The 24,716-nt window shown below is 57.2% G+C and carries 24 protein-coding genes; 5 read left to right on the top strand and 19 right to left on the bottom strand.

All coding sequences use genetic code 11. The features are described 5' to 3' along the window. The first annotated feature begins 90 nt into the window (after nt 1–90). Both fliK and AAY24_RS03350 read left to right on the top strand, forming a co-directional pair. Nucleotides 91–1,392 carry a flagellar hook-length control protein FliK gene (gene fliK, locus AAY24_RS03355; RefSeq protein WP_046858486.1) on the top strand — a complete coding sequence of 434 codons (1,302 nt, stop codon included), beginning with the start codon at nt 91–93 and terminating at the stop codon, nt 1,390–1,392. Continuing rightward, the gene (locus AAY24_RS03350) at nt 1,389–1,691 is read left to right on the top strand and encodes an EscU/YscU/HrcU family type III secretion system export apparatus switch protein (protein ID WP_046858485.1); all 303 of its coding nucleotides are present in this window, start codon (nt 1,389–1,391) and stop codon (nt 1,689–1,691) included. Before fliK ends, AAY24_RS03350 begins: the two co-directional genes overlap by 4 nt. On the opposite strand, the gene fliJ is transcribed toward AAY24_RS03350, so the two are convergent. From fliJ to AAY24_RS03300, 10 genes are all read right to left on the bottom strand, one after another. Beyond that, entirely contained in the window at nt 1,688–2,119 is a 432-nt protein-coding gene (fliJ, locus tag AAY24_RS03345) for a flagellar export protein FliJ (RefSeq protein WP_046858484.1), read from the bottom strand. The genes AAY24_RS03350 and fliJ overlap by 4 nt on opposite strands. A 69-nt stretch (nt 2,120–2,188) precedes the next feature. Continuing rightward, nucleotides 2,189–3,535, bottom strand: coding sequence for a flagellar protein export ATPase FliI (gene fliI / locus AAY24_RS03340; RefSeq protein ID WP_046858483.1), 1,347 nt, complete (start codon nt 3,533–3,535; stop codon nt 2,189–2,191). Then, nucleotides 3,532–4,230: a flagellar assembly protein FliH gene (locus AAY24_RS03335; protein ID WP_063370477.1), complete on the bottom strand. Its 699-nt coding sequence runs from the start codon at nt 4,228–4,230 to the stop codon at nt 3,532–3,534. The genes fliI and AAY24_RS03335 overlap by 4 nt, the downstream gene beginning before the upstream one ends. Beyond that, nucleotides 4,211–5,221, bottom strand: a complete 1,011-nt coding sequence (gene fliG / locus AAY24_RS03330; RefSeq protein ID WP_046858482.1) for a flagellar motor switch protein FliG — start codon at nt 5,219–5,221, stop codon at nt 4,211–4,213. The genes AAY24_RS03335 and fliG overlap by 20 nt, the downstream gene beginning before the upstream one ends. After that, on the bottom strand, nt 5,208–6,842 hold the full coding sequence (gene fliF / locus AAY24_RS03325; RefSeq protein ID WP_234422233.1) for a flagellar basal-body MS-ring/collar protein FliF: 1,635 nt from the start codon (nt 6,840–6,842) through the stop codon (nt 5,208–5,210). The genes fliG and fliF overlap by 14 nt, the downstream gene beginning before the upstream one ends. Nucleotides 6,843–6,933: 91 nt before the next feature. After that, nucleotides 6,934–7,254 (bottom strand): flagellar hook-basal body complex protein FliE, encoded by a 321-nt coding sequence (gene fliE / locus AAY24_RS03320; protein ID WP_046858480.1) that lies wholly within the window; start codon nt 7,252–7,254, stop codon nt 6,934–6,936. A 59-nt stretch (nt 7,255–7,313) separates the two neighbouring features. Beyond that, nucleotides 7,314–8,669, bottom strand: a complete 1,356-nt coding sequence (locus tag AAY24_RS03315; protein ID WP_046858479.1) for a sigma-54-dependent transcriptional regulator — start codon at nt 8,667–8,669, stop codon at nt 7,314–7,316. Further along, nucleotides 8,666–9,889: a sensor histidine kinase gene (locus AAY24_RS03310; RefSeq protein ID WP_052761026.1), complete on the bottom strand. Its 1,224-nt coding sequence runs from the start codon at nt 9,887–9,889 to the stop codon at nt 8,666–8,668. The genes AAY24_RS03315 and AAY24_RS03310 overlap by 4 nt, the downstream gene beginning before the upstream one ends. Before the next feature lie 124 nt (nt 9,890–10,013). Next, the gene (locus AAY24_RS03305; RefSeq protein ID WP_234422232.1) at nt 10,014–11,492 is read right to left on the bottom strand and encodes a sigma-54 dependent transcriptional regulator; all 1,479 of its coding nucleotides are present in this window, start codon (nt 11,490–11,492) and stop codon (nt 10,014–10,016) included. A gap of 240 nt (nt 11,493–11,732) precedes the next feature. Continuing rightward, the gene (locus tag AAY24_RS03300; protein WP_046858477.1) at nt 11,733–12,317 is read right to left on the bottom strand and encodes a PilZ domain-containing protein; all 585 of its coding nucleotides are present in this window, start codon (nt 12,315–12,317) and stop codon (nt 11,733–11,735) included. A gap of 146 nt (nt 12,318–12,463) precedes the next feature. On the opposite strand from AAY24_RS03300, the gene AAY24_RS03295 reads away from it, so the two are divergent. From AAY24_RS03295 to AAY24_RS03285, 3 genes are all read left to right on the top strand, one after another. Beyond that, entirely contained in the window at nt 12,464–13,735 is a 1,272-nt protein-coding gene (locus tag AAY24_RS03295) for an HlyC/CorC family transporter (RefSeq protein ID WP_046858476.1), read from the top strand. Between the two features lie 213 nt (nt 13,736–13,948). Then, nucleotides 13,949–14,635, top strand: a complete 687-nt coding sequence (locus tag AAY24_RS03290; protein WP_046858475.1) for an FHA domain-containing protein — start codon at nt 13,949–13,951, stop codon at nt 14,633–14,635. A 46-nt stretch (nt 14,636–14,681) separates the two neighbouring features. Further along, nucleotides 14,682–15,047 carry a PilZ domain-containing protein gene (locus tag AAY24_RS03285; RefSeq protein ID WP_046858474.1) on the top strand — a complete coding sequence of 122 codons (366 nt, stop codon included), beginning with the start codon at nt 14,682–14,684 and terminating at the stop codon, nt 15,045–15,047. A gap of 62 nt (nt 15,048–15,109) precedes the next feature. On the opposite strand, the gene radA is transcribed toward AAY24_RS03285, so the two are convergent. From radA to rnr, 9 genes are all read right to left on the bottom strand, one after another. Next, nucleotides 15,110–16,492 (bottom strand): DNA repair protein RadA, encoded by a 1,383-nt coding sequence (gene radA / locus AAY24_RS03280; protein ID WP_046858473.1) that lies wholly within the window; start codon nt 16,490–16,492, stop codon nt 15,110–15,112. A gap of 9 nt (nt 16,493–16,501) precedes the next feature. Beyond that, on the bottom strand, nt 16,502–17,578 hold the full coding sequence (alr, locus tag AAY24_RS03275; RefSeq protein ID WP_046858472.1) for an alanine racemase: 1,077 nt from the start codon (nt 17,576–17,578) through the stop codon (nt 16,502–16,504). After that, nucleotides 17,578–18,981, bottom strand: a complete 1,404-nt coding sequence (gene dnaB, locus AAY24_RS03270; RefSeq protein WP_082117008.1) for a replicative DNA helicase — start codon at nt 18,979–18,981, stop codon at nt 17,578–17,580. Before dnaB ends, alr begins: the two co-directional genes overlap by 1 nt. Nucleotides 18,982–19,169: 188 nt before the next feature. Further along, nucleotides 19,170–19,625 (bottom strand): 50S ribosomal protein L9, encoded by a 456-nt coding sequence (rplI, locus tag AAY24_RS03265; protein WP_046858471.1) that lies wholly within the window; start codon nt 19,623–19,625, stop codon nt 19,170–19,172. A gap of 32 nt (nt 19,626–19,657) precedes the next feature. Next, nucleotides 19,658–20,578: a YybS family protein gene (locus AAY24_RS03260; protein ID WP_046858470.1), complete on the bottom strand. Its 921-nt coding sequence runs from the start codon at nt 20,576–20,578 to the stop codon at nt 19,658–19,660. 74 nt (nt 20,579–20,652) lie between these two features. After that, a complete protein-coding gene (gene rpsR / locus AAY24_RS03255; RefSeq protein ID WP_029133745.1) occupies nt 20,653–20,877 on the bottom strand; it encodes a 30S ribosomal protein S18 in 225 nt (74 codons plus the stop codon). A gap of 81 nt (nt 20,878–20,958) precedes the next feature. Then, complete coding sequence (rpsF, locus tag AAY24_RS03250; protein WP_046858469.1) at nt 20,959–21,384, bottom strand: 30S ribosomal protein S6; 426 nt, start codon at nt 21,382–21,384, stop codon at nt 20,959–20,961. 130 nt (nt 21,385–21,514) lie between these two features. Continuing rightward, a complete protein-coding gene (rlmB, locus tag AAY24_RS03245) occupies nt 21,515–22,270 on the bottom strand; it encodes a 23S rRNA (guanosine(2251)-2'-O)-methyltransferase RlmB (protein WP_046858468.1) in 756 nt (251 codons plus the stop codon). Between the two features lie 17 nt (nt 22,271–22,287). Further along, nucleotides 22,288–24,702 carry a ribonuclease R gene (gene rnr / locus AAY24_RS03240; protein ID WP_046858467.1) on the bottom strand — a complete coding sequence of 805 codons (2,415 nt, stop codon included), beginning with the start codon at nt 24,700–24,702 and terminating at the stop codon, nt 22,288–22,290. Nucleotides 24,703–24,716 lie beyond the last annotated feature (14 nt).

Here is a 24,716-nt window from a genome sequence, read left to right as displayed (position 1 = left end):
GCCACGCCAAGCCGAAGCGATTCAATTTAACCTATCGACCGGTCGGTCGATAAACTAAACTAACATCAGCCCTTTATACCTAACATTGACATGCAAATCACGGACCCGATTTCCAATCCACGACTCTTTATCGAGCAAACCCGTGCAAACGCCTTGCAGCAGTTGCGTCCGGGGCAGGTAGTGCAGGCCGTGGTGGAGGCACCAGCCAGTAAAGGTATTGCCCAACTGAATGTGGGCGGCGTATCGGTGCCGGTAAAAACCGGCATACAACTGGCAACCGGCCAGCAGCTCACCCTGGATGTGGTCAAGTCGGGCAACATGCCGGAGTTCCAGGTAGTCCGGGAGGCGACTGCCGCCAGCACCCGGGCACTGGCCCTTAAAGATGTTCTGCCAAAACAGCTACCACTGAATCAATTGCTCGACAGTCTGAAGGCACTCAGTACCCCATCCCTATCCGGTAGTGCCAATGGCGGCCTCCCCGCCGGGACCCAGAATGCAGTTGGCAAACTTTTCCAGCAACTACTACAACTGACTGGGCAAGCGTTGCCAGGACAATCCAACGGCCCTAATGGACTGGAGCGCAACCTGCAACTGCTTGCCAGCGCCCTGCAGGGCGAGCCAGGCCTGACTGCACAAAGCGGCCGCAACAGCGGCTCCACCAATGAGCTGGCCCGGCAGCTTAGTCAGCTGATCAACCAGCTGCTGCCCACCGGCCAGCCGGTAACAGGCAGCGCCATTCGCCAGGCATTTTTGCAGTCCGGCCTGTTTATGGAACCCCATCTGCTCAAAGGCCTGGAAGCCCAGCAGGATATGAAGGGCAACTTGCTGAAACTGCTGGAGATGTTGCAACCGATGCTGCAGATGGGAGCAAACTCCGCAGCCATCCGGGGTGATGCAGGGGCCGCCCTGCAGCTGCTGGCGGCGAAGCTGTTTGCTGAACTGCATCAGAAGGCTGAAGGCGCCCTGGCGAGAGTGCAACTACATCAGCTGGCATCCATGCCGGACGAGAACAATCCCAGGCAGTTCTGGCAGTTTGAGCTACCCATCCCCCATCCTGATGGCCATGATGAGTTTCTGATCCAGTTTGGAAGAGAGGCCAAGCCGGCCGGGCAGGAGGGGGATCGCTGGTCGGTCACTCTCAACTTCAATATTGAGCCAACCGGCCCGGTCTCAGCCCGGCTCAGTTTGAGTGGAGAGGAGATCTCCAGCCACTTTATCGCTGAGCAACCGGAAGGCGCCAACCGTATCGAACAACTGCTGCCCACTCTCCGGGAGGCATTTATCAAAGCGGGGCTGCAAGTTGGAAAACTCTCTGCCGGCCAGGGCGTTGCCACCAACAAGCGAGCCGACCAGCCCCCCTCCCCTTTGCCACTGTTGGATGAACGGGCATGAGTGAAACTTACGACCAGACACCCGATGTGGCCGTTGCACTGCTCTATGATGGTGAGAATACGCCCCGTATCACGGCCAAGGGTGAGGGAAAACTGGCAGAACAGATCTTCCAGTTGGCGCGGGAACATAACATTCCACTGGAAAATGATCCGCAATTGGCCGCCATCCTGGCACAGATTCCATTGGGGGATGAGATTCCCGAATCACTCTACCGGGCGATCGCTGAAGTGATCGCCTTTGCCTACCTGGTATCCGGCAAGAGGCCGCCGGGTTTCAGGGAAGATAAGGAGCCAGACTAACGGGGTGTGCGCTGGTTGCGGTCATCGGTCTCCGCCTGCTCCCGTTTCTCCACCTCTTTCTGCTCCGCTGTACGGAAACGGTCCATCACCTTGCCCAGCGCCTGGGTACGCACATGCTTCTGCTGCCACTGCTCTTTACGGGTGACACACTCGTTCTTGCTCGCCAGCACCACTTTCTCCTGCTCCTGAATCGCCCGATCGAGCTTCGCCAGGAACACCCGATACTCCTGCATCTGCTTGGCAGACATGCCCTGACGTGCGGTTGTTTCAAACCGCTCAAGATACTCCTGATGGTAACGCTTAAGATCACCCAGTTTCGCCTCCTGATCATGCATTCGACGCCGGGAATCACCTAACTCACGTGCCGCTTCATCCTCCTTGGACTGGGCTACCCGTTGAACCGGTTGTAATCTTTTTGAAGGGACCATTCTTTTTCTCCACCGATCCGCCCGGTCAGTCCGGGCCTGCTTTTAAGGTCGCACTATTTAGAGCGATTCTCAAGTAAAGAGTGCCATCAACTGCTCCAGGCTCTGTTCGCGGGAGACAGGGGTATTCATGTCCTGACGCAAAAACCCTTCCAACTCCGGCATTGCATCAATCGCGGTATCGATACGCTCATCACTACCACGCTCATAGGCGCCAACGTTGATCAGATCCTGGTTCTGACGATAGAGCGAATAGAGCTGCTTGAAGGCCCGGGCCGCGTTCTGGTGCTCCTTGTCGGTGATGTCGTTCATGGCACGACTGATGGAAGCCTCGATATCGATGGCCGGATAGTGGCCGCTCTCGGCCAATCGCCTGGACAGTACGACATGCCCATCAAGTATTGCCCGCGCCGCATCGGCAATCGGATCGTTCTGATCATCACCTTCCGCCAGCACCGTATAAAAAGCCGTGATAGAGCCACCACCCTGGTCACCATTGCCGGCCCGTTCCACCAGTTGCGGCAGCTTGGCAAATACCGAAGGCGGATAGCCCTTGGTTGCCGGCGGCTCATTAATCGCCAGGGCAATCTCCCGCTGGGCCTGGGCAAAACGGGTCAGGGAGTCCATCAAGAGCAGCACATGTTTGCCCTGATCACGAAAATGCTCCGCAATACTGGTGGCCAACATGGCGCCGTGCATACGCCGAAGCGGCGTGTTGTCGGCCGGTACGGCCACCACCACGGCCCGGGCCATGCCCTCGTCGCCCAGGATATTCTCCACGAACTCTTTTACTTCCCGCCCCCGCTCGCCGATCAATCCCACCACGGTGATATCCGCGTCGGTGTAGCGGGTCATCATGCCGAGCAGCACACTCTTACCTACACCGGAACCGGCAAACAGGCCCAGGCGTTGTCCGCGACCGACGCTCAACAGAGCGTTAATGGCCCGCACCCCCACATCGAGTGGTTTTCGGATAGGCGTTCTGGCGAGGGGATTATAGACCTTACCGGTGAGTGGCCGGCGCTCCACCCCGTGCAGGCGTCCCTTACCATCCAGCGGTCGTCCGGCGCCGTCCAGTACCCGGCCAAGCAGATGATCCCCGACCACCGCTTCACACACCCTGCCGGTGGGTACCACCCGGGAGTCCTGCTCCAGCCCCCGGATATCTCCGGTTGGCATCAGGTAGAGACTCTCACCGGCGAAACCAACCACTTCGGATTCTATGTGTTCGCCACTGCTGCTGATCACATCACATTGTCCGCCGATGGCGGCGCGGCAACCGACCGCTTCCAGGGTCAGTCCGATCATGCGGGTAATCTTTCCCTCAACCACCAGTCCCCGATCTTCGCCGACCCGTTGCTGGCAGTGGCGCAGACGCTCCGTCCAGATCGGGGTGCGATTCGGATCAGGCAGACTCATCGCGCCCCGCCGTCTGTCATGGAGACATCATCATCCCGTTCTCCCCCCATGATACGGGCTATCAGGGCGGAGATGCGGGACTCCAGGGTGGCATCAATCTGGGAGGTTTCGGTGACAATCCGGCAACCACCCCGGGCCAGAACCGGATCTTCAACAATCTTCCAGCTCTGTTCCCGGTCATTCATGTCATAGATCTCCCGCACCAGTTTGGCGTCCTCGGGATTCAGCTGTACCCGGATATTACGGGACGAAACCGGCAGTATGGAGAGTGATTCCCGCACAATACCAATGATGTGGCTGGGCTCCAGCCGGATTTCCCGACGCACCAGCTGACGAACCATGGAGATCACCAGATCGACCAGTTCCCGCTCGACCTGTTCATCCAGTTCCTGGAGCGGAGTATCCAGCGTCTGCATCAACGCCTCAACCTGCCCTATCAAATCGCTGATCCGCTGTTGCCCCTGTTCCAGCGCCTCCTTGTGACCGAAAGCAAATCCCTCTTTTTTGCCGAGTTCAAAACCCTCCTGGTAAGCCTCTTTCTGCAGCTCTTCGAGCTGTTCTGCTGTCAGCATGGTGGTGGATGAGCGCATTTTGACCACGCTCTTCTCCTCCTTTTCACCCATGCTGGGTGGCAGCCACTGCTGGGCCTCACCCGCATCGCTGCCGGTAAGGACTTTAGATGAATTCTTCTCCACCGCCACCTCCAAGCATGATCTCTCCGGCATCCGCCAGTCGACGGGCGACCGTCAGAATCTCCTTCTGGGCCGCCTCTACATCGCTTAAGCGCACAGGAGGCGCCGCTTCCAGGTCGTCCTGCAGCATCTCGGCAGCACGTTTCGACATATTCTTGAAAATCTTCTCCTTGAGCCCCTCGTCTGCGCCACGCAAAGCCAGCAGCAGCTGATCGGAAGCCACTTCCCGCATCAGGGTCTGGATACCGCGGTCATCCACGTCGATCAGGTTCTCAAACACAAACATATTGTCCTGGATCTCCTGAGCCACTTCCGGATCGGCACTGGCCACCTGTTCCAGGATATTGCTTTCGATACTACCCTCTATCAGGTTGAGAATATTGGCAGCGGTCTTGATCCCTCCCAGGCTGGAGGATTTCACATTGCTGGCGCCGGAAAACTGCTTCTCGAGAATCTCATCCAGCTCCTGCAGGGCGGCCGGCTGGATACCATCCAGGGTCGCGATACGCATGACAATCTCGGGCCGGATACGCTCGGGAAATTCAGACAAAACCGCAGCGGCCTGATCTGAATCCAAAAAAGAGAGCACGATGGCGATAATCTGCGGATGTTCAAGACGGATCAGTTCGGCCACTGAGCGTGGATCCATCCATTTCAACTGCTCCAGGCCCTTGCTGTTCCTGCCCAGCAGAATGCGATCAATTACGCCACCCGCTTTCTCCTTGCCCAGGGCGTTGTTCAATACGTTGCGGATGTACTGGTCTGAATCCACACCCAGAGAGGTCTGACTACGCAGGGTGTCCACAAACGAGTGCATCACCGACTCCATTTTGCCGGTGCTGACATTGCTCATGTTGGCCATTGCCAGCCCCAACTCCTGTACCTCCTTGGGGCCCATATGGGAGAGTATCGAGGCGGCATCCTTCTCGCCCAGCGCCAGCATCAGGATTGCAGCGCGTTCTACACCCGATATTTTGTTGCTATCTTCCGGCATCTTCTGCCACCCAACTCCTGATTACCTGCGCTACCCGCTTGGGATCATCTTGAACCATCTGGCGTGCTGCTTCCAGCGTGTTCTCATATTTCTCTGGCCCAGGCAAGCGCATGGCCTCGTCCGAAGAATCCAGTGATGCAGCCGATTCAGCAGCGTCAGGGGCGCCGTCGCTAGTGATCCCTTCCGGTGTGGCCACCTGATGCAGAGTGGGTGGTGCAGTCAGTTTCTTCATGGCCGGGCGCAGCACAAAGAAGATCAGAACCAATACCAGTATCAGGCCACCCAGCTGTTTGGACAAATCCCAGACCCAGGGCTCTTCCCAGATCGCCAGTTCAGGCAACGGCTCTGGCGCTACAGGCTGCATGAAGGCGGAGTTTATCACCTCCACACTATCGCCCCGCTGGGTATTGAAACCGATCGCTTCCTTAACCAATCGGGTAATGCGGCTGATCTCTTCGGGGGTGCGTTCTATCCGCGTCACCGTACCATCTTCGGCGATCGCCACCTGATCATCCACAACCACCGCCACCGATAGCCGGCGCAGCTTGTTGCTGGCTAACCGGGTATGGCTGATCGTCTTGTCCAGCTCATAGTTCCGGACGGCCCGTTTGGTACTGTTCAGGGGGGTCGGAGCCGCCGCTTCACCCTCTTCAGGCGGTGTGGCCACTTCGGGTGCAGTTCCGGCTGCCGGCGGCTGATTACTCAGCGCCCCCGGTACACCCTGCACGGCAGAGAGCCGGCTGGACTGCTCATTAACCTGCTCACTGCGCAGGGCCGGCAGATCCGGATTGAAGCGCTCTGAGGTCTGCTCGGTCACGGTAAAGTCGACATCGGCACTGACCTGCGCCCGCACCTTGTCAGCCCCCAGAATGGGAGAGAGTATCTCTTCCACCCGCTGCTGGTAGTGCTTCTCCAGCTCCCGGGTGTATTCGAACTGGCTGGCGGTAAGCATCATCTGACGGGAATCCATCTCCCCGCTCAGCAAATTGCCCTTATGGTCAACCACGGTGATCCGGTCAGCATTCAACTCGGGCACACTGGATGCCACCAGATGCACAATAGCCGCCACCTGGCCCTTGTCCAGCGCCCTACCGGAATAGAGTTTTAATACCACGGAGGCGCTGGGCTCTTTTCTATTGCGCACAAAGACCGACTGTTTCGGGGTGGCCAGATGTACCCGTGCCGATTCAATATTCGCCAGGGTACTGATAGTGCGGGCCAGCTCGCCTTCCAGTGCGCGGTGGAAACGGGCCGCTTCCAGCGCGCGACTGGTACCAAAACCGGTCTCCTGCTGGAGTATTTCAAAGCCCATGCTGTTGCTGTGCGGCAATCCCTGGCCGGCAAGTTTCATCCGCGCCTCCTGGACCTTGCCGCTGGCAACCATGACCGCACCGGTTGCCTCATTAATTTTGTAGGGAATACCATTCTGTTCCAGCGCGGCCACCACTTCGGTCGCATCCTTAGGCGCCATATTGGCGTAAAGGATGCTGTAGTTGGGAGTCTGGGACCAAAGCACCACCGCTATCCCGAGCGCCACGCTGGCCGCGATACCGATCATCACCCCCAACTGGCGTATGATCGGGTTCTGTCCCAATCCGCCCATTGGCAGTGCTTGTGTCAAGGCATTATCTTCATTGGCCACGGTCGTTACCCATCCACATATTGATTCACTACATTAAAATTACTGTTTATCACTCTGTTTTTTATACTTTTTAAATCGCCATATTCATCACTTCCTTGTAGGCATCCACCAGCTTGTTCCTGACCTGCAACATGGCTTCGAATGAGACGCTGGACTTCTGCACGGCCACCATCACTTCCGCCAGATTGACATCTTCCGTGCCGAGTTCGAACGCCTTTTTCAGCTCCCCGGCATGCTGTTGGGTTTCATTGACCTGGCTGATCGATTCCGCCAACAGATCACCAAAACTGTTGGCGACAGGTTCCTCTGCTGCCTTGGGGGCAGAAGCGGCCTGGGCTGACATGGTGCGCATCTGGGCCAGTATCTGATCAATTTGGGTTGTCGTACTCATGCTCTCGTTCCCGTCAAAACTCTGTCACTAAATTAAGGTATGCAGAAAACACACCAATATCACCCCGGAATGGCCACACCCGCTTCCCGAAGACGTGCAATCTTGTATCGCAGGGTGCGCTGACTGATACCCAGCCGCTCGGCAACCTCTTTGCGGCTTCCCCGGTCCTCCCGCAGCGCGTCGATAATCATGCGCTCTTCCATGGAACGCAGATCCTCGCTCAGACGACCGCGATTCTCTTTGGCGGGTGCCGCCACAGGCGCCGGCGCCGGTTGGGGTGAGGTGGCAAGATCCATTTCGAAACAGAGGGCATCCGGGGTGATCTCAGTACCATCACAGAGAATCAGCGCCCGCTGCATAACATTGTCCAACTCCCGGACATTACCCGGCCAGCTATGCTCCATCAGCCGCTGTTCGGCCTTCTCTGAAAGCACCGGTTCGGCGATCTGTTGTGAATGACAGATCCGGTGTAACAGGAAACGGGCCAGCGGCAGAATATCCCGTGGCCGCTCCCGCAGCGGTGCCAGATGGAGGGGAAACACATTCAGACGATAGAAGAGATCTTCACGAAAACGGCCGGCAGCCACCTCTTCCCGCAAATTCCGGTTGGTGGTCGCCAGTATCCTGACGTTGAGCGGGATCACCTTCCGGCCGCCCAGCCGCTCCACCTCCCGCTCCTGCAACACACGTAACAGCTTCGCCTGCAGGGGCAAACTCATCTCGGAGACCTCATCCAGCAACAGGGTACCGTTCTGGGCCTGCTCGAATTTACCCGGGGCAGCGCTATAGGCCCCGGTGAAGGCCCCTTTCTCATAACCGAACAACATGGCTTCCAGCATGTTGTCCGGTATCGCTGCACAGTTGATCGCCACGAACGGGCCGTCACTACAGAGGGACTGGCGGTGAATATAGCGCGCAAACACCTCCTTGCCGGTGCCGCTCTCGCCACCGATGGAGACAGTTGCCTGACTTCTGGCCACCCGCCCCGCCAGATTGAGCAGTTCACGGGTACGGATATCTTCAGCGATCACCTGCTCGTCCACCGGCTGGGTCTGTTTAATACAGGTTTTCACCTTCTCAATCAGAAGCGCCGGTTCAAACGGTTTGGCCAGATAGTCGGCAGCACCGTTACGCATGGCGGTAACGGCTTTCTCTATATTGCCGAATGCCGTCATCATGAGTACCGGCACGGTCGGGAAACGGGACCGGATGTGGGCCAGCAACTGATGGCCATCCATCGGTTTCATCTGCACATCGCTGATCACCAGACTGACCGGTTTCGACTCCAGTACCTTAAGCGCACTTTTCCCATCCACAGCGGAGACCACGCCATAGCCGGATAATTCAAGGGTGTCACACAACGCCTCACGCAGCGTTGCATCGTCTTCAACAATCAGCACCGTTGCATCACTCATGCAGGACTCCTTACAACATTAAGGCCACTCTCCGGGTCACATTCCGGCGCCCCTGCCGGCTCCCTGGTATGCGCCATGGACAGCGGCAAACAGATTTCAAAACAGCTACCCTCACCCAGCGTGCTGTTGACACTGATCCGGCCCTGGTGACTCAAAACCACGGACTGCACCACGGCGAGCCCCAGGCCGGTACCATCCGGGCGGGTGGTATAGAAAGGATCAAAAATGCGCTCCTGGTCTTCAACGCGGATACCGGGGCCGTTATCACTGATACGGATAAACAGCTCGCCGGATTGCTGTCCGGCCTGGACACCCAGTTCAATCCCACCAGCCTGCTGAAATGCATTCTGCGCCACATTCAGCAGGGCACCCGACAGGGCAGCGAAATTTCCGTCGATCCGGGTAGTCTCATCGACTTCAAACTGGTAATTGACAACAGCGTCGTGCTCCCGGCTGAGCGGCTCCAGATTTGCCACCAGTTCCATCAACAGCTCCCGCACAACGAGCGGCGTCCGTTCAAACTGGCCTCCGCGGGCAAAACTGAGCATGTCGTTGACCTGGCTCTCCATATGGTGGAGGCGTTCAAGGCAACGGGTGGAAAACTTCTCCCGCTGCTGCGGGCTGAGATCATCACGTGAAAGATGGGAGGTATAGAGCAGTGCCGAACTGAGCGGTGTGCGGATCTGATGAGCCAGTTGGGCGGCCATCTCACCCATGACGCTGAGCCGTTGCCGGCGCGCCATCCGCTCCTGCAACTGTCGCGTCTCAGTCACATCCAGAAGCAGTAGAATAGTGCCGGGCTCAGGGGCCAGTGAACGCCGGGTCAATGAGACCAGCCGCCCCGAGACGAGTTGTTGCTCATCCCCCTTTTGCCCCGGCACAATATGCAACCGCTCGATCTGCTGCCAGTCACTGTTCAGATCAATACCGGGCAATATGTCGCGAGCGGCGGTATTTATCTGTTTCACCAGTCCGGCGCCATCCAGCACCACGACAGCGGCCGGTAAAGTCTCCAGCAGGTGAACCAGTCGATTGGCCAGCGACTCCTTCTCAGCCAGTTGCAACAGCCGCTCACTGCGCGCCTCGGACAACTCCCGGGTCAGACGGGCAACCTGTTGCTGTAACTGCTGATAAGAGTCAACCAACTGCCCGGACACCTGGTTAAAAACCTGGAAGGCATCTTCGAGTTGTTCCCGTTGGGCAATCTTATGTTCTGCCATTAGCATGTACCGTTATTTGACGCTTGTGGAGAAAACTCCACGCTCTATCGTCAACTAACAAATAACATGCCAATTTTTTATTTTCTTATTATTCAGTGAGTTATATTTAACAGAAAGACTCTAGTCAAATATTTGTCGCTTCCTGGGTGCGTTGAAGGCCATATTTGCGCAGTTTCTCAACCAGTGTCGTTCTACGCATATTGAGCCGTTTTGCCGCATGGGCCACAACGCCATCACACTCATCCAGTGCCTGGCGTATAAGGCTCAGTTCCATATTACTCAGGTGGGACTTGAGATCGATGCCTTCATTGGGGAGTCGTGGAACACTTTCCACAATACCGGGCTGTTCTCCCGATATCGTCACTTCGGGAAGTTCGCTCACCGATTCCGTAATACTCATACCGACCCGGAACTTCTCCGGAAGATCCTTCACATCCACGATGCCGTAGGGATACAGGATTGCCAGACGCTCAATAAGGTTGGCCAGCTCCCGCACATTCCCTGGCCAGTTGAACTGGGTCAGCGCCATCACCGCCGCTGGAGTCAGGCGTACCGAACCGCGCTTCTCCTTTTCAATCCGGGCAATCAGGTCATTGACCAGTACCGGGATGTCATCACGCCGCTCACGCAATGGCGGCATTTCGATCGGAAATACGTTCAGTCGATAGTAGAGATCTTCCCGGAAACGGTCCTCTTTGATCGCCTCTTCCAGGTTACGGTGAGTGGCGGCAATAATCCGGACGTTGCATTGTATGGTCTTATTGCTACCGACCCGCTCGAAGGAGCGCTCCTGCAATACCCGCAGCAGTTTTACCTGCATGGGCATGCTCATATCACCGATCTCATCCAGGAACAGGGTGCCGCCATCGGCCATCTCGAACCGACCCTGCCGGGCGCTGATGGCGCCGGTAAAGGCGCCCTTCTCGTGACCAAACAGCTCACTCTCCAGCAGATCAGCCGGTATGGCGCCACAATTCACCGGAACAAATGGTTTTCCCCGTCGTGAAGAGTTGTAGTGCAGCTTCCGCGCGACAACCTCTTTACCGGTTCCCGACTCACCGAGAATCAACACCGTCGCTTCGGTATCGGCTACCTGCTCGATCATTTTATTGATCTGCCGGGTTGCCCGGCTGTTACCAGACAGGCTCCTGAACAACTCCAGCGGCCGGTGGCCGCTGGTTTTATTCTGGCAACTCTCCTGGAACAGCTGCGCCTTATACAAAAGGCCGATCAACGCTTCATATTGAGTGGGAATGGAAAGCGTGCCGATACAGGGCGGTTCCATCTCACCATCTGGAATTCCCTTATCCTTTTCACGCAACAGAAGGATGGCGACATCACTGGCCTCGCTCTTGATGATCTCTACTAGACGCTTCCTTTCGTCAGCCGGATAGTCAGGCCCGAGCAATACCGAAGTACATTTATCCTTGCTCCGTTCTATCAGCCGCTGTTTCAATCCCTGCGCATCACCAGCCGCTTCAAACTCATAATCGATAAAATCAAACAGGGTACGAAGGTAAGCGATTCGCTCCGGTTCGCTATCCACCAGCAGCACACAACCGTTATGCAACATCTCGAGGGCCTCTATCAGTTTTCCTTTCATTGCCAATATCCCTGGCCTCTATTTAAACTATCCGGTTTAGATAAAAACCTAATGATGCAATGAGTTAACCAGCTTGGGGGGTTATTGTCAAAATATTGTCGCCCCTCAATCCCCTGACATTGCATAAAAGTACCCAATAAATATTTTTGTTAACACAAACGGCTAGGATCACATTCTAATTATTATTTAAGGTAATTACTATTAGTTATTGTATTTACTAACTATATTAGAATTTTTCTTCTAACTGTTTTCCGATCTCATTTCTGCTTTTTGCTGGGCAATCATGCGGCGATGCTGGCGGAAGATCAGTTTCCCAAGCAGATCCTCCAGGGATTCTTCCAGCGCATCAAACGAAACCGAGATCTCTGACTCCTTGCCACGACCGGTAACAGCAGTTACCACCACCGGCAGATGCAGTGGCTGGGCCAGACGGGCATCAACATACAGCTCCAGCCAGAGCGGCTCCCCCACCGCCGGCACAACTTCCGCCTGACAGCTCCATGCGGCCCCTGTCAGCCAGAGCGTCACTGTCGTCTCGATCATATTCGGCCGCTCACGGCGTAACAGTTGGGACACCATGTCCAGCAACAGATCAAGCTTGGCGTCGACCCGGGCCAATTCAACAGCACCGCGATCGCCGGTCTCATCACCCGGCTCACTGTGGATCTCCTGGGAGACCAGCACCGCTCTCAGCAATCGGGCATTTTTCTCCCCGATCTCCAACAGACCCAGGCTATTGTCCGCACTGCGCGCCTCCCAACGAAGTCGCATATCGCCAGTGAACGAGACCCCTCTGGCGCTGTGTTCATCCTGCTGACCGGGCATTCTGCCTCCTACCTACCGTATCTGAATCCATCGCCGCGTTGCCTTTCTGATGCTCCGCCACACATCACACCGGATGTGCCGGCTTGACATCACTAAACAGGCAGCTTAGAAATGTTACTCACTTTATACTATAGAAGGCAGTTTCTTTGAGCGACATCTCAATTGGTGTGCTGTTCGGCATACTCATCTTCCTGATTCTGTTGTCGGCGTTTTTTTCCGGATCAGAAACGGCCCTCATGACACTCAACCGTTATCGCCTGCGCCACCTCTCCAAGGTGGGACATCAAGGCGCCGTGCGCGCCAGCAGGCTGCTGGAACGACCGGACCGACTGATCGGCCTGATCCTGCTGGGGAACAATTTCGTCAATATCATGGCCTCTTCGCTGGCAACCGTGATCGCTCTGCGCCTGGGTGGAGAAGGCGCCATCCCGGTGGCCGCGTTTTTATTGACCCTGGTCATTCTGATCTTCGCGGAAGTGGCGCCGAAAACCCTGGCCGCCCTGAAACCCGAACGACTGGCGTTCCCCGCTGCTTTTGTCTACACCCCACTGCTGCGGCTGCTCTATCCCGTGGTCTGGGTGGTGAACAGTATCGCCAACATGATTCTTCGACTGCTCAATGTCTCGCCGGAAGATATGGATGACCAGGTACTCAGCAAGGAAGAACTCAGAACAGTCGTCATCGAGGCAGGGGCCATGATACCCAAGCGGCACCAGAAAATGCTGCTCAGCATTCTTGACCTGGAGAAGCTGGCGGTGGAAGACATCATGATTCCCCGCAACGAAGTGGACGGTATTGACCTGGAAGACCCCATTGAGGAGACCATCAAACTGCTGCAGGACAGCGCCTATACCCGCCTGCCGGTCTTTGATGGCAGCATTGATAATATCGTCGGTACTATCCATGTCAGGAAGGCCATGCACGCACTGACCCATGGGCGGCTGACCCATGAGGTAATCCGGGAGATCTGCGATCCACCCTACTTCATCCCGGAAGGCACACCGCTGAATCGGCAACTGATCAATTTCCAGCGTAAAAAACAGCGTATTGGCATGGTCGTGGATGAGTACGGTGATCTGCTGGGTCTGGTCACGCTGGTGGATCTGCTGGAGGAGATAGTCGGTGAGTTCAGTACCGATCCGGCGGACAGCGTGCAGGAGGTTCAGCCGCAGGAGGATGGTAGCTTCCTGGTCTCGGGCAGCGCCAATATCAAGGAGCTGGTGCGAACCTATCACTGGGAACTGCCGCTGGATGGTCCCCGTACCATCAGCGGTTTGATTATCGAGTACATGGAGACCATACCGGAACCGGGCACCAGCCTGCTCCTGGCCGGTTATCCGGTGGAGATCCTGCAGATCAAGGACAACATGGTGCGCATGGTACGCATTCAACCCAATAAGTATCCGCAGGAAACCTGACAAATCAGCACAGCAGTTGCGTTGCACCACCGGACAATGAGAATATAGCTCCTGTTTTTTCGACACGACGGCCCTCTTCCCACCGGCTCGACATGCTACTATGGTGACCGATTTCACGTTACCAATTACAGTCCTGGCGACACCGGCCGCTAAATAAGGGGCCAAATGGATAGTTTTCCCTGAATATTGATAATCTAAGCAGCCATCACTGTCATGCCGAAGTTAACTTTATGCTTTAAAGGGCGTTTCATCGGATTACACAATCTTGGTGAAACATCTGCCACCATCGGACGAGCCGCCGATGCGGATATCCATATAGAAAGTCTGGCGATTGCCGAGCGTCATGCGTTGATCACCTTAAGGGAGAACCGGTGCCGGATCACGCCGATCAGGGATAACAAGGTGCTGGTAAATCATAGAATGATCACCAGCCCTACCCCGTTATCCCATGGGGACGTTATCCAGATTGGCAAACATGAGCTCTTCTTTTCGGAAAACAGCATGGAATTGAACCGTCCCACCCTGAAGACAAACGTCCATTCGCTCAAGCCAGCCCCGCGACAGCATGATTCGGCAAACACCGCCTTTGATCAGTTACTGAATAATCTCAACACCTTACCCAGCGGCACCATCCAGATTCTGAACGGTGGGCACCTGGGAAAGATAATTCCACTACAACGGGGACTTACACGACTGGGCCTGACCGGCAACGAGTGTGCGGTCATCGCCCACCGCAACGACGGCTACTATATATCCCATCTGGAAGGCGATGAGCCTCCCCTGGTCAATAAACAGTCCATAGCCAATCGATGCGTTCAACTCCACGAGGGCGATGAGATTCAGATGGGTGAGATAAAAATGCGTTTCCACGAACAGATCGAACAGTCTGCTGCTATATAGTTAGTAAACCAGCAGAACAATCCAACCAGCGAGGGGAGTTTTTTCCATGACCAGCGCGGATAAAAATGAACGTCGCAACTTCCAGCGGATTCTTTTCGATGCACCAGTGACCATCTCCCACAACAACAAGCTGTTCTGCAGCAAGTTGGTTGATATCTCCCTTAACGGAGCGCTGCTGGAGACCACCGATCAAGTTGATGTTCAATCCGGCGATACGGTCTTTCTCAATATCCGTCTTGGCGAAGAGTTCTTTATCGACATGGAAGCGCAGCTCACTCACCTGGAAGGCGGGCGACTGGGCCTGCGCTGTGTGCACATCGACATGGAGAGCATTGCCCACCTGCGCCGTCTGGTGGAACTGAACCTCGGGGATAGTAAACTGTTGGAGCGGGAACTCTCTGCACTGGGATAACACCTGCATAAACGGCGCTATAGCGATGCCACTACCAGCCCAACAGCGCCGGCACAGTGCATTTAATAGAGATCCAGCACATCGGACAGCCGGTCAACAGCAGAGACCTCTATCCCGTCTATCGGTTTTTTTGGTGCATTGGCACGGGGTACGATGGCCCGGGTGAAGCCGTGTTTGGCAGCCTCCCGCAAGCGTTCCAAACCGTTGGGTACCGGTCGAATTTCCCCCGCGAGCCCCACTTCACCAAAAGCCACCAGTTCCCGGGGCACCACCCGATCCCGAAAACTGGAGAGCACCGAAAGTAACAGCGGCAGATCGGAGGCCGTCTCGGTAATTCGCACACCACCGACCACATTGACATAAACATCCTGGTCAAACATGGCGATACCGGTATGCCGATGGAGCACCGCCAGCAGCATGGAGAGCCGATTCTGCTCCAGCCCAAGGGTGACACGACGTGGATTAGCCAATGGGCTCTCATCCACCAGGGCCTGTACCTCCACCAGCAAGGGCCGGCTGCCCTCCCGGGTCACCAGGATCACGCTACCCGGAACCGCCTCCCCATGCCGGGACAGGAAAATGGCAGAGGGATTGCTCACCTCCCGCAGTCCCCGGTCTGTCATGGCGAAGACGCCCAGTTCATTGACCGCGCCGAAACGATTCTTGATGGTACGGATAAGACGAAACTGGCTGCCGGACTCCCCCTCAAAATAGAGCACCGTGTCCACCATATGCTCCAGCACCCGGGGGCCGGCCAGGGCGCCCTCCTTGGTGACATGACCAACCAGGAACACCGTGGTTCCGGTCTGCTTGGCAAAGCGGACCAGTTGTGCCGCCGACTCCCTGACCTGGGCGACTGATCCGGGCGCCGACTGCAGCTGTTCGGTATAGAGTGTCTGGATCGAATCCACCACCATCACGGCGGGATTCTCCTGCCGGGCCAGGGCGATTATCCGTTCCACGCCGGTCTCGGCCAGCAAGCGCAGCTGGTCACCCTCCAGACCCAGTCGCAGCGCTCGCAGACTGATCTGTTCAGGAGACTCCTCGCCACTGATGTAGAGAGTCTTGAGCCGCACCGAGAGTTGGGCCAGGCTCTGCAGCAACAGGGTCGATTTTCCAATACCCGGATCACCCCCAATCAGGATTACCGATCCATCCACCAGGCCACCACCCAGCACCCGATCCAGTTCCGCCAGGCCGGTGGGCTCGCCACTGCGCTGTTCCGGCGACACATCGGCCAGATTGCGGATCTGGTTCTGGTTGGCATCACCCGCATAGCCGGCAAAACGGGAGTTAGGGGAAGAGACCGCAGCGGCCACCGACTCCTGCAGGGTATTCCAGCCCTTGCAATCGGGACATTGCCCGGCCCATTTCTGGAACTGTCCGCCGCAATCAGCGCAGATATAGATCGATTTTCCGCCTCGCTTGCTGCCTATACCGGCCATGGGTTAACCCTATCCATTAATCTCCTCAAACGGCACCCGCTGGGTCACGCCACAGAACAGTTCGTAGGCGATGGTACCGGACGAGGCCGCCACCTCCTCTGCCGGTAAACCAGCCCCCCAAAGCGTAACCGGATCACCCGGACGGGCGGTGGGCTGACTGCGCAGATCCACTGTCAGCATATCCATTGAGACCCGGCCGATGAGCGGCACCCTGCGACCATTTAGCAGCACCGGGGTACCGGATGGGGCATGTCGGGGATAACCGTCACCATAACCGGTCGCCACTACACCGACCGGCATATCTTCCGGACAGGTCCAGATACCGCTATAACCCACCGGGCTTCCCTTGGCAAAATGATTAACTGCTATCAACTCGCTATGCAGGGTCATAACCGGCTTCAGATCGATCTGTTCCCCGGTCTGTCCCGCCATGGGGGAAGCTCCGTAGAGCATGATGCCGGGTCTGATCCAATCGGATCTGGCGCTCGGCCAACTGATAATGCCGGCGGAGTTGGCAATGGAACAGGCGCAGCCGAACTGATCAGCGAAGCGCCGCAATGTTGCGATCTGGGCCAGGGTGGTTTGATCATCCAGATCATCGGCCGAGGAGAGGTGGGTCATCAGCCGCACTTCGTCGGCAACGGAGGGGATCTCCTGCAGCGCCTGCCAGGCCGCGGTCACAGCAGCCGGCTGAAAACCGAGCCGATGCATACCGCTGTCCAATTTCAGCCAGCAGACCAGGGGTTCTGCCAGTTGACGCTGACGTAATAACGCCAGCTGTTCCGGCTGGTGGACCGCCACCTGGAGTCCATATGTTGCCGCTGCATCCAGCTCTTCAGCACCAAAAAAGCCCTCCAGCACCAATAGGGGTTGATCCATCCCGTTCTGGCGAAGCCGGATTGCTTCATCGACCCGCGCCACCGCGAGACCGTCCGCATCCCTCAGGTAGGGCGCCACCCGCATTACGCCATGGCCATAGGCATTGGCCTTGATAACGGCAAAAACACGGCTGTTCGGGGCCAGCTCCCGCACCCGTTTCAGGTTATGCCTGAGAGCAGCAAAGTCGATGCGTGCAGTGGGTCCCATCAGTAACCGGAGTCTCCATAAACATCGTTGGCAAAGTTTTCAAACTTGGTGTATTCACCGAGGAACGTAAGGCGAACTGTTCCGATCGGCCCGTTTCGCTGCTTGCCGATAATAATCTCCGCAATACCCTTGTCCGGGCTGTCCTCATGGTAGACCTCATCGCGGTAGATAAAGAGCACCAGATCCGCATCCTGCTCAATAGCACCGGACTCACGCAGATCGGACATAATGGGACGTTTGTTGGTGCGCTGCTCCAGACTTCGGTTGAGCTGGGAGAGCGCGATCACCGGCACGTCGAGCTCTTTTGCCAGCGCCTTCAAGGAACGGGAGATGGTGGAGATCTCATTGGTTCGATTGTCACCCATACCCGGCACCTGCATCAGCTGTAGATAATCCAGCATGATCAGCCCCAGTTCTCCATGCTCACGCATCAGACGACGGGCTCGGGCCCGAACTTCCAGAGGACTCAGGGCCGGGGTGTCATCAATATAGAACTTGGTCTCCGCCAGCATGCTTACTGCCGAGGTGAGCCGGGGCCACTCATCATCGTCCAGCTTGCCGGTACGCACCCGGGTCTGGTTGATACGCCCCAGGGAGGACATCATGCGCATAGCCAGCGCTTCGCCCGGCATCTCCATACTGAAAACAGCCACCGGTTTACCGCTCAACAGGGCCACATTCTCCGCCACGTTCATGGCAAAGGTGGTCTTACCCATCGAGGGTCGCCCCGCGACGATCACCAGGTCAGCCGGCTGCAGGCCAGAGGTCATTTTATCCAGGTCGGCGAAACCGGTACTGAGTCCGGTGATCGGTTGATCCTGGGAAAACAGTGTCTCGATCTTATCCACCGCCTTGGTCAGCAGTGATTTGATCCCCTCAAAACCGCCCTTGCCCTTAGCGCCTTTCTCAGCGATTTCGAACACCCGGCTCTCGGCAGCGTCCAGCAATTCCGAACTATCCCGGCCATCGGGGTGAAACCCGCTATCGGCGATCTCGTTGCCGACATGGATAAGCTGGCGCATGACTGAACGCTCGCGCACGATATCCGCATAGGCACGGATATTGGCGGCACTGGGGGTATCCTTGGCCAGTCGCCCCAGGTAAGCAAGCCCGCCGGCGCTCTCCAGCTGGCCGTGGCGCCCCAACTCTTCAGAGAGCGTAATCACATCGAATGGCCGTTGCTGATCAGCCAACACCTCAATAGCCCGGAAGATCAACTGGTGTTCCCGGCGATAGAAATCCCCTTCCGCAACCCGGTCGGCCACATTGTCCCAGGCTTGATTATCCAGCATCAGACCGCCCAGTACGGACTGTTCCGCCTGGATCGAGTGCGGAGGTACCCGCAGTTGTTCGGTCTTGCCGCCCTCATCGGGCATATCAGATGGAAAAACAGGTTTTTGCATGCTTGGCTGACGTTCCGGGTGCAATAAATTCAAAGGATACGGCAAAACGTGGCTATCTGAAATTGTTCAGTGACCTTTCCAGTCAGTAACATCGGGAAGAGCAATGGAACCGGTGGATCCCTGAACAAAAAACGCCGGGGTCGATACATACATCGACCCCGGCGTTATGCTATCACCTGAAAGCGGGATCAGGCGACTTCTTCAGGCTTGATCACCAGTTTGAGGGTGGCATCCACATCGGTGTGCAGATGAACCTGGACATCGAACTCGCCTGTGGCATGGAACGGGCCATCCGGCAGACGGACTTCCCGTTTCTCCAGTTCACCGCCGGCAGCCACTACCGCTTCGGCGATGTCCGCCGTACCGACAGAACCAAACAGACGACCTTCATCACCCGCCTTGCGCTCAATGGTAACAGTCAGTGACTCCAACTTGACTTTACGGGCCTCTGCTTTGGCCAGTGCTTCAGCCGCCTGCTTCTCCAGTTCGGCACGACGTGCTTCAAACTCGGCCACATTGCTCTTGGTGGCGGTAACGGCCTTGCCGGTGGGGATCAGGAAGTTACGGCCGTAACCGGACTTCACATTGACCTTGTCTCCCAAACCACCCAGGTTGTCTACTTTCTCTAACAGAATAACTTCCATCGTTATTTCCCCTGTAATCAGGTATTAAATCTTCAGCTCGCCTTTCCCGGGCTACGGGGGCCAAGACGGGCCCTAAAATCAAACCATGCGTCTGCTATTCCAGCCATTGCCAACGCAATCATCATGTGTGGCAACGCAAATAACAGCAGCAGATAGGTACCAATCAACCAACCACTGCTTGAACCTAACTTGCCGACCAGCCCATGCACCAGTGCAAGGCCGTGGATAAACCAGGCAACCACCAACAGCACCACCGCATGCTCCAGCAGCGTTACCCGCCCCACCCCCTGCAAAAGCAGTGGAAGCGCCACGAGCAACAAGACAACCGAGAGCGCCCTGGGCAAGCGCAGCTGATGAAACTCGGCACGGAAACCGCCCGGGTTATACAGCGTCGCCTGCCACCAGCGTGCCAGCAGCAGCGAGACAACCATCTGCAGGAAAAAACCTGCGGCGATTATCCCCGGCATCCAACCGGCCATTGTTGTGACCAGAGACGCCTGCTGGCCCGGCTCCACCAGTTGCGCATCGACTAATGACTCCACGAAGGGAGACAGTAATCGCTGCCAATCAGCAGCGGGGTCAGCGGACTCCATAAACTGGCTGCCGAGCATCACAAAACCCAGCACCATTCCGCCAACCACTGTCAGAGACAACGAGCGACTCGATCTGAGCAGCACGGCCAGCAACCAGGCAGGTATCCACAACAGAACCAGAAACCCAATCGCCAGGCTGATGCTACCCAGGGAGAGCAGCGCAATCCCCCCACTGACAACTGTGGCAACCCCGAATATCAGGGCGCCGGCAGATGCCCCCTGCCGTAACGTCACCAGAGCGACTACGGCAGAACTGAGCATACTTGCCGGAGGAATAACCAGCGACAGGGCCGCCAACAGGATGGTCGACATCACCGCCTGTGTCAGGCCCCGCATCACGAAAGATGCTATAAACCGCATCTATTCCAATCCGGCAATTTCAAGCAGTGCCCGTTCGTAATCCACTTGAATCATGAACGCGGCGACCGACAGCCTCAGTGGCTGTCAGTGTAAGGTAACAGTGCCAGATAACGCGCGCGCTTGATGGCGGTAGCCAGTTGGCGCTGATATTTGGCTTTGGTACCGGTAATACGGCTGGGTACAATCTTGCCGGTTTCACTGACATAGGCCTTCAACAGGTTGAGATCCTTGTAATCGATCTCGGTAATCCCTTCGGCGGTAAAACGGCAGTATCTTCTGCGACGGAAAAAACGTGACATATCTTTCTCTCTATTCAATTCATTTGCGCCGGCAATCTCTGCTTGGCAGTTAGCCGGCAAAATCCGCAATCAAGCGCCCGATCAGGCTGAAGCAGCAGCCTCAGTCTCATCACTACCGCTGTCGTTATCTGCATCTTCTGCATTGTCGGTGTCATCAGCGGAGGATCTGGGTGCATCATCACGATCATCCTGGGACTTCACCAGCGGAGAGGGCTCGGTGATAGCTTTGTCGCATTTGATGATCATGTTACGCAGGATGGCATCGTTATAGCGGAACACGCTTTCCAGTTCTTCCAGAACCGCAGCGCTGCATTCGATGTTCATCAGCACATAGTGGGCTTTGTGCAGCTTTTGAATAGGATAGGCCAACTGACGACGACCCCAGTCCTCCAGACGGTGGACCTGGCCGCCATCGGCCTCAATCAGTGAGCGATAACGCTCGATCATTCCGGAAACCTGGTCACTCTGGTCCGGATGAACCATAAACACAACTTCGTAGTGTCTCATTATTTCCCCTTACGGATCATAAGAGCCTCCCAATTGAGATTTGGTGAGGCAAGGAGTAAAGCGCGGAGGTACCTCCACGCCAGGAAACCGCGAATTCTACATCCCCCAACCGGGACATGCAACCGGGATACTATTGAGCCGCTGCCCGTTGTCGCACCGCCTCGAACAGGCAGATACCGGCTGCCACGGATACATTCAAGCTCTCCACCGCACCGGCCATGGGCAATTTGACCAACAGGTCGCAGGACTCCCGGGTCAGTCGCCGCATCCCCTTCTCTTCGCCCCCCATAACAATGGCCAGCGCTCCCTGCAGATTGGCATCATAGAGCGAGGCGTCGGATTCTCCCGCAGTACCCACCAGCCAGATCCCATGGTCTGACTGCAGGCCCTTCAGGGTTCGGCTCAGGTTGGTGACCTGAATAAACGGGATGGTCTCCGCGGCACCGCTGGCCACCTTGCAGGCGGTTGGTGTCAGTCCCACTGAGCGATCCTTGGGTGCAATTACCGCATGCACCCCGGCGGCATCCGCACTGCGCAGGCAGGCGCCCAGATTGTGCGGATCCTGTACCCCATCCAGCACCAACAGAAACGGTGGCACATCCAGCCCGGCCAACAGCGCTTCCAGCGCCTTTTCGTCCAGCGAGGATGGCACCCGGGTGCGCGCAGCCACCCCCTGGTGATTGGATCCCCGGGTCATCTCATCCAACTGTTCCCGGCTCACGTAGGAGACCTGGACCGCCGACTCCCGGGCCAGACTGATCAGCTCACGCATCCGCCTGTCCTGTTTACGGGCCCCTTCGATCCAGATCTCCAGCAACGCCCCGGCGCCGTGCTTCAGCGCCGTCCTGACACTGTGCAGCCCGGCCACAAGCTGAGTTTCACTCATTGTCCGCACTCCCGGGATTAACTGGTCTTGGGTTTTCTGCGTCTACCGGCGCCACCCCGTTTCCGGGTGGTAGGCTGATCACCTGGCTTACCGCTATCGGTCTGCTTGGCCTTGGCCGGCGAACTGGCGGTGCGCCCCTTACCCCGCTTGCGGCGGCTTTTTCCGGCCTGATCCCCGGCCCCGGTTTCACCAGTGGTTTCCGCAGCCCCCGTTTTCCGGCGCCTGGATTTTGATCTGACATCGAGCGCCTCCACCAGGGTAAAGTCGATCTTGCGGTCATCCAGGTTCACGGCGGCCACCTTGATCCTGACCCGATCCCCCAGGCGATAGACCATACCTGAGCGCTCACCGGTGAGCCGGTGACCCACCGGGTCGAAATGGTAGTAGTCATTATCCAGGGCCGTGATATGCACCAGACCGTCGACAAAGATATCATCCAGTTCCACAAACACACCAAATGAGGTAACGGATGTGATAATGCCGGCGAACTCATCACCGATTTTGTCCATCATGTACTCACATTTAAGCCAGGAGGTGACGTCCCGGGTTGCCTCATCGGCACGCCGTTCGGTGGCGGAGCAGTGCTCGCCCAGACTCTGGAGTTCGGTTGGGGAGTAGTCGAAATCTTCCGCCGTACCGCCCTTCAGCAGATGCCGGATGGCACGGTGGACGATCAGGTCGGGGTAACGTCGAATAGGTGAGGTAAAGTGGGTATAGGCGGGGAACGAGAGCCCGAAATGGCCCTGATTTTCCGCACTGTAGACCGCCTGTGACAGCGAGCGCAGCAACACGGTCTGGATCAGATGTGAATCGGGCCGGTCCCGCACCTGGTCCAACAACTCCGCATAGTCCCGGGTGGTCGGCCTGTCACTGCCGGGCAGCCTGAGTCCCAGTTCACCGAGAAACTCCTTCAGATCCAGCAGCTTTTCCGCCTGGGGCCCGTCGTGGTTGCGGAACAGGGCCGGCAGTTTCTTGCGTAGCAGAAAACGGGCCGCCGCCACATTGGCCGCCAGCATACACTCTTCGATCAGCCGATGGGCATCGTTACGCACCACCGGCACAATCCGCTCCACCTTGCGCTCCTGGTTGAAGATGATGCGGGTCTCGGTGGTATCGAAATCGATCGCCCCCAGTTTGCTGCGGGCATCCCGCAACACCTGGTAGAGGGCGTACAACTGGTGCAGATGCGGCAGCAGCTCGGCATGGGTAGCACACAGCTCGGGATCGCCCTCGATCAACATCTCCGCCACCTGGTCATAGGTCAGGCGCGCCTGGGAGCGCATCACCGCCTCATAGAAGCGTGACCGGGTGACCTGCCCCTCCCGGTTGATATAGAGTTCGCAGGTCATGCAGAGGCGATCAACCGCCGGGTTGAGAGAGCAGAGGCCGTTGGAAAGGACCTCCGGGAGCATCGGAATCACCCGCTCCGGGAAGTAGACGGAGTTACCCCTTGAACGGGCTTCCCGATCCAGGGCACTGCCGGGCTGCACATAGCTGGAGACATCGGCAATGCAGACCAGCAGACGCCACCCCTTGGGCTTGGCCTCGCAGTAGACCGCGTCATCAAAATCCCGGGCATCGGCACCATCGATGGTAACCAGCGGCAGATGGCGCAGATCCACCCGTCCCTGCTTGGCCTGCTCATCAACCTCCGCCCCCAGGTGAGCGATCTCCTGCTCCACCTCTTCGGGCCACTCCACCGGTAGCTGATGGGTCCAGATAGCCACGTCGGTCTCCATACCCGGCGCCATATGCTCGCCCAGTACATCCTTCACCCGACCGATGGGTTGGCTCCGTTTGGTGGGCTGCTGGACGATCTCCGCCACCACCATCTGGCCGTGCCCGGCGCCGTTGAACTCACCTTCGGGGATGATAATGTCCTGGTTCAGGCGCTTGTTGTCCGGTACGACGAAACCGACCCCGCTATCCATATAGAGGCGGCCCACTACCAGCTGGTTGTTGCGCTCCAGCACTTCAACCACCGCCGCTTCCTTGCGACCACGACGATCCAGCCCCACCACCCGGACCACCGCCCGGTCGTTGTGCAGCAACTGGCGCATCTGGCGGGGCGACACAAACAGATCATCGCCACCCTCATCCGGGCGCAGGAACCCAAAGCCATCGGGATGGCCAATAATACGGCCGGCGATCAGATCCTTGCTATTGACGATACAGAGCGCGCCCTTGCGATTGCGCACCACCTGACCATCGCGCTCCATGGCATTGAGTCGCCGGCGCAACGCTTCCAGATCATCTTCGCTGTGCAGCCCCAGCTGCGCCGCCAGCTCCTGCCGGGCCATCGGCACCCCGGCGGTCGCCAGGTGCTCCAGGATGAACTCCCGACTGGGGATAGGATTGGCGTATTTCTTCGCCTCCCTGGTGAGATGCGGGTCGGCATCTCTGGATGTTTTCTTACGTGAACTTCTACTCAAAGGTATTTCCCTGA

The organism is Sedimenticola thiotaurini, assembly GCF_001007875.1.
In the GTDB taxonomy this organism is placed as follows: Bacteria; Pseudomonadota; Gammaproteobacteria; order Chromatiales; family Chromatiaceae; genus Sedimenticola; species Sedimenticola thiotaurini.
This window is presented reverse-complemented; position numbering and strand designations above follow the sequence as displayed.

Coding starts and splice junctions, on each gene's coding strand:
- AAY24_RS03315 (WP_046858479.1), bottom strand. CDS start 8,669: ATGAGTGATGCAACGGTGCTGATTGTTGAAGACGATGCAACGCTGCGT.
- rplI (WP_046858471.1), bottom strand. CDS start 19,625: ATGGAAGTTATTCTGTTAGAGAAAGTAGACAACCTGGGTGGTTTGGGA.
- fliK (WP_046858486.1), top strand. CDS start 91: ATGCAAATCACGGACCCGATTTCCAATCCACGACTCTTTATCGAGCAA.
- AAY24_RS03260 (WP_046858470.1), bottom strand. CDS start 20,578: ATGCGGTTTATAGCATCTTTCGTGATGCGGGGCCTGACACAGGCGGTG.
- alr (WP_046858472.1), bottom strand. CDS start 17,578: ATGGGACCCACTGCACGCATCGACTTTGCTGCTCTCAGGCATAACCTG.
- AAY24_RS03300 (WP_046858477.1), bottom strand. CDS start 12,317: ATGCCCGGTCAGCAGGATGAACACAGCGCCAGAGGGGTCTCGTTCACT.
- AAY24_RS03290 (WP_046858475.1), top strand. CDS start 13,949: ATGCCGAAGTTAACTTTATGCTTTAAAGGGCGTTTCATCGGATTACAC.
- AAY24_RS03305 (WP_234422232.1), bottom strand. CDS start 11,492: ATGAAAGGAAAACTGATAGAGGCCCTCGAGATGTTGCATAACGGTTGT.
- fliG (WP_046858482.1), bottom strand. CDS start 5,221: ATGCCGGAAGATAGCAACAAAATATCGGGTGTAGAACGCGCTGCAATC.
- rlmB (WP_046858468.1), bottom strand. CDS start 22,270: ATGAGTGAAACTCAGCTTGTGGCCGGGCTGCACAGTGTCAGGACGGCG.
- radA (WP_046858473.1), bottom strand. CDS start 16,492: ATGGCCGGTATAGGCAGCAAGCGAGGCGGAAAATCGATCTATATCTGC.
- fliJ (WP_046858484.1), bottom strand. CDS start 2,119: ATGGTCCCTTCAAAAAGATTACAACCGGTTCAACGGGTAGCCCAGTCC.
- AAY24_RS03310 (WP_052761026.1), bottom strand. CDS start 9,889: ATGGCAGAACATAAGATTGCCCAACGGGAACAACTCGAAGATGCCTTC.
- fliI (WP_046858483.1), bottom strand. CDS start 3,535: ATGAGTCTGCCTGATCCGAATCGCACCCCGATCTGGACGGAGCGTCTG.
- rpsR (WP_029133745.1), bottom strand. CDS start 20,877: ATGTCACGTTTTTTCCGTCGCAGAAGATACTGCCGTTTTACCGCCGAA.
- AAY24_RS03350 (WP_046858485.1), top strand. CDS start 1,389: ATGAGTGAAACTTACGACCAGACACCCGATGTGGCCGTTGCACTGCTC.
- AAY24_RS03285 (WP_046858474.1), top strand. CDS start 14,682: ATGACCAGCGCGGATAAAAATGAACGTCGCAACTTCCAGCGGATTCTT.
- dnaB (WP_082117008.1), bottom strand. CDS start 18,981: ATGCAAAAACCTGTTTTTCCATCTGATATGCCCGATGAGGGCGGCAAG.
- fliE (WP_046858480.1), bottom strand. CDS start 7,254: ATGAGTACGACAACCCAAATTGATCAGATACTGGCCCAGATGCGCACC.
- rpsF (WP_046858469.1), bottom strand. CDS start 21,384: ATGAGACACTACGAAGTTGTGTTTATGGTTCATCCGGACCAGAGTGAC.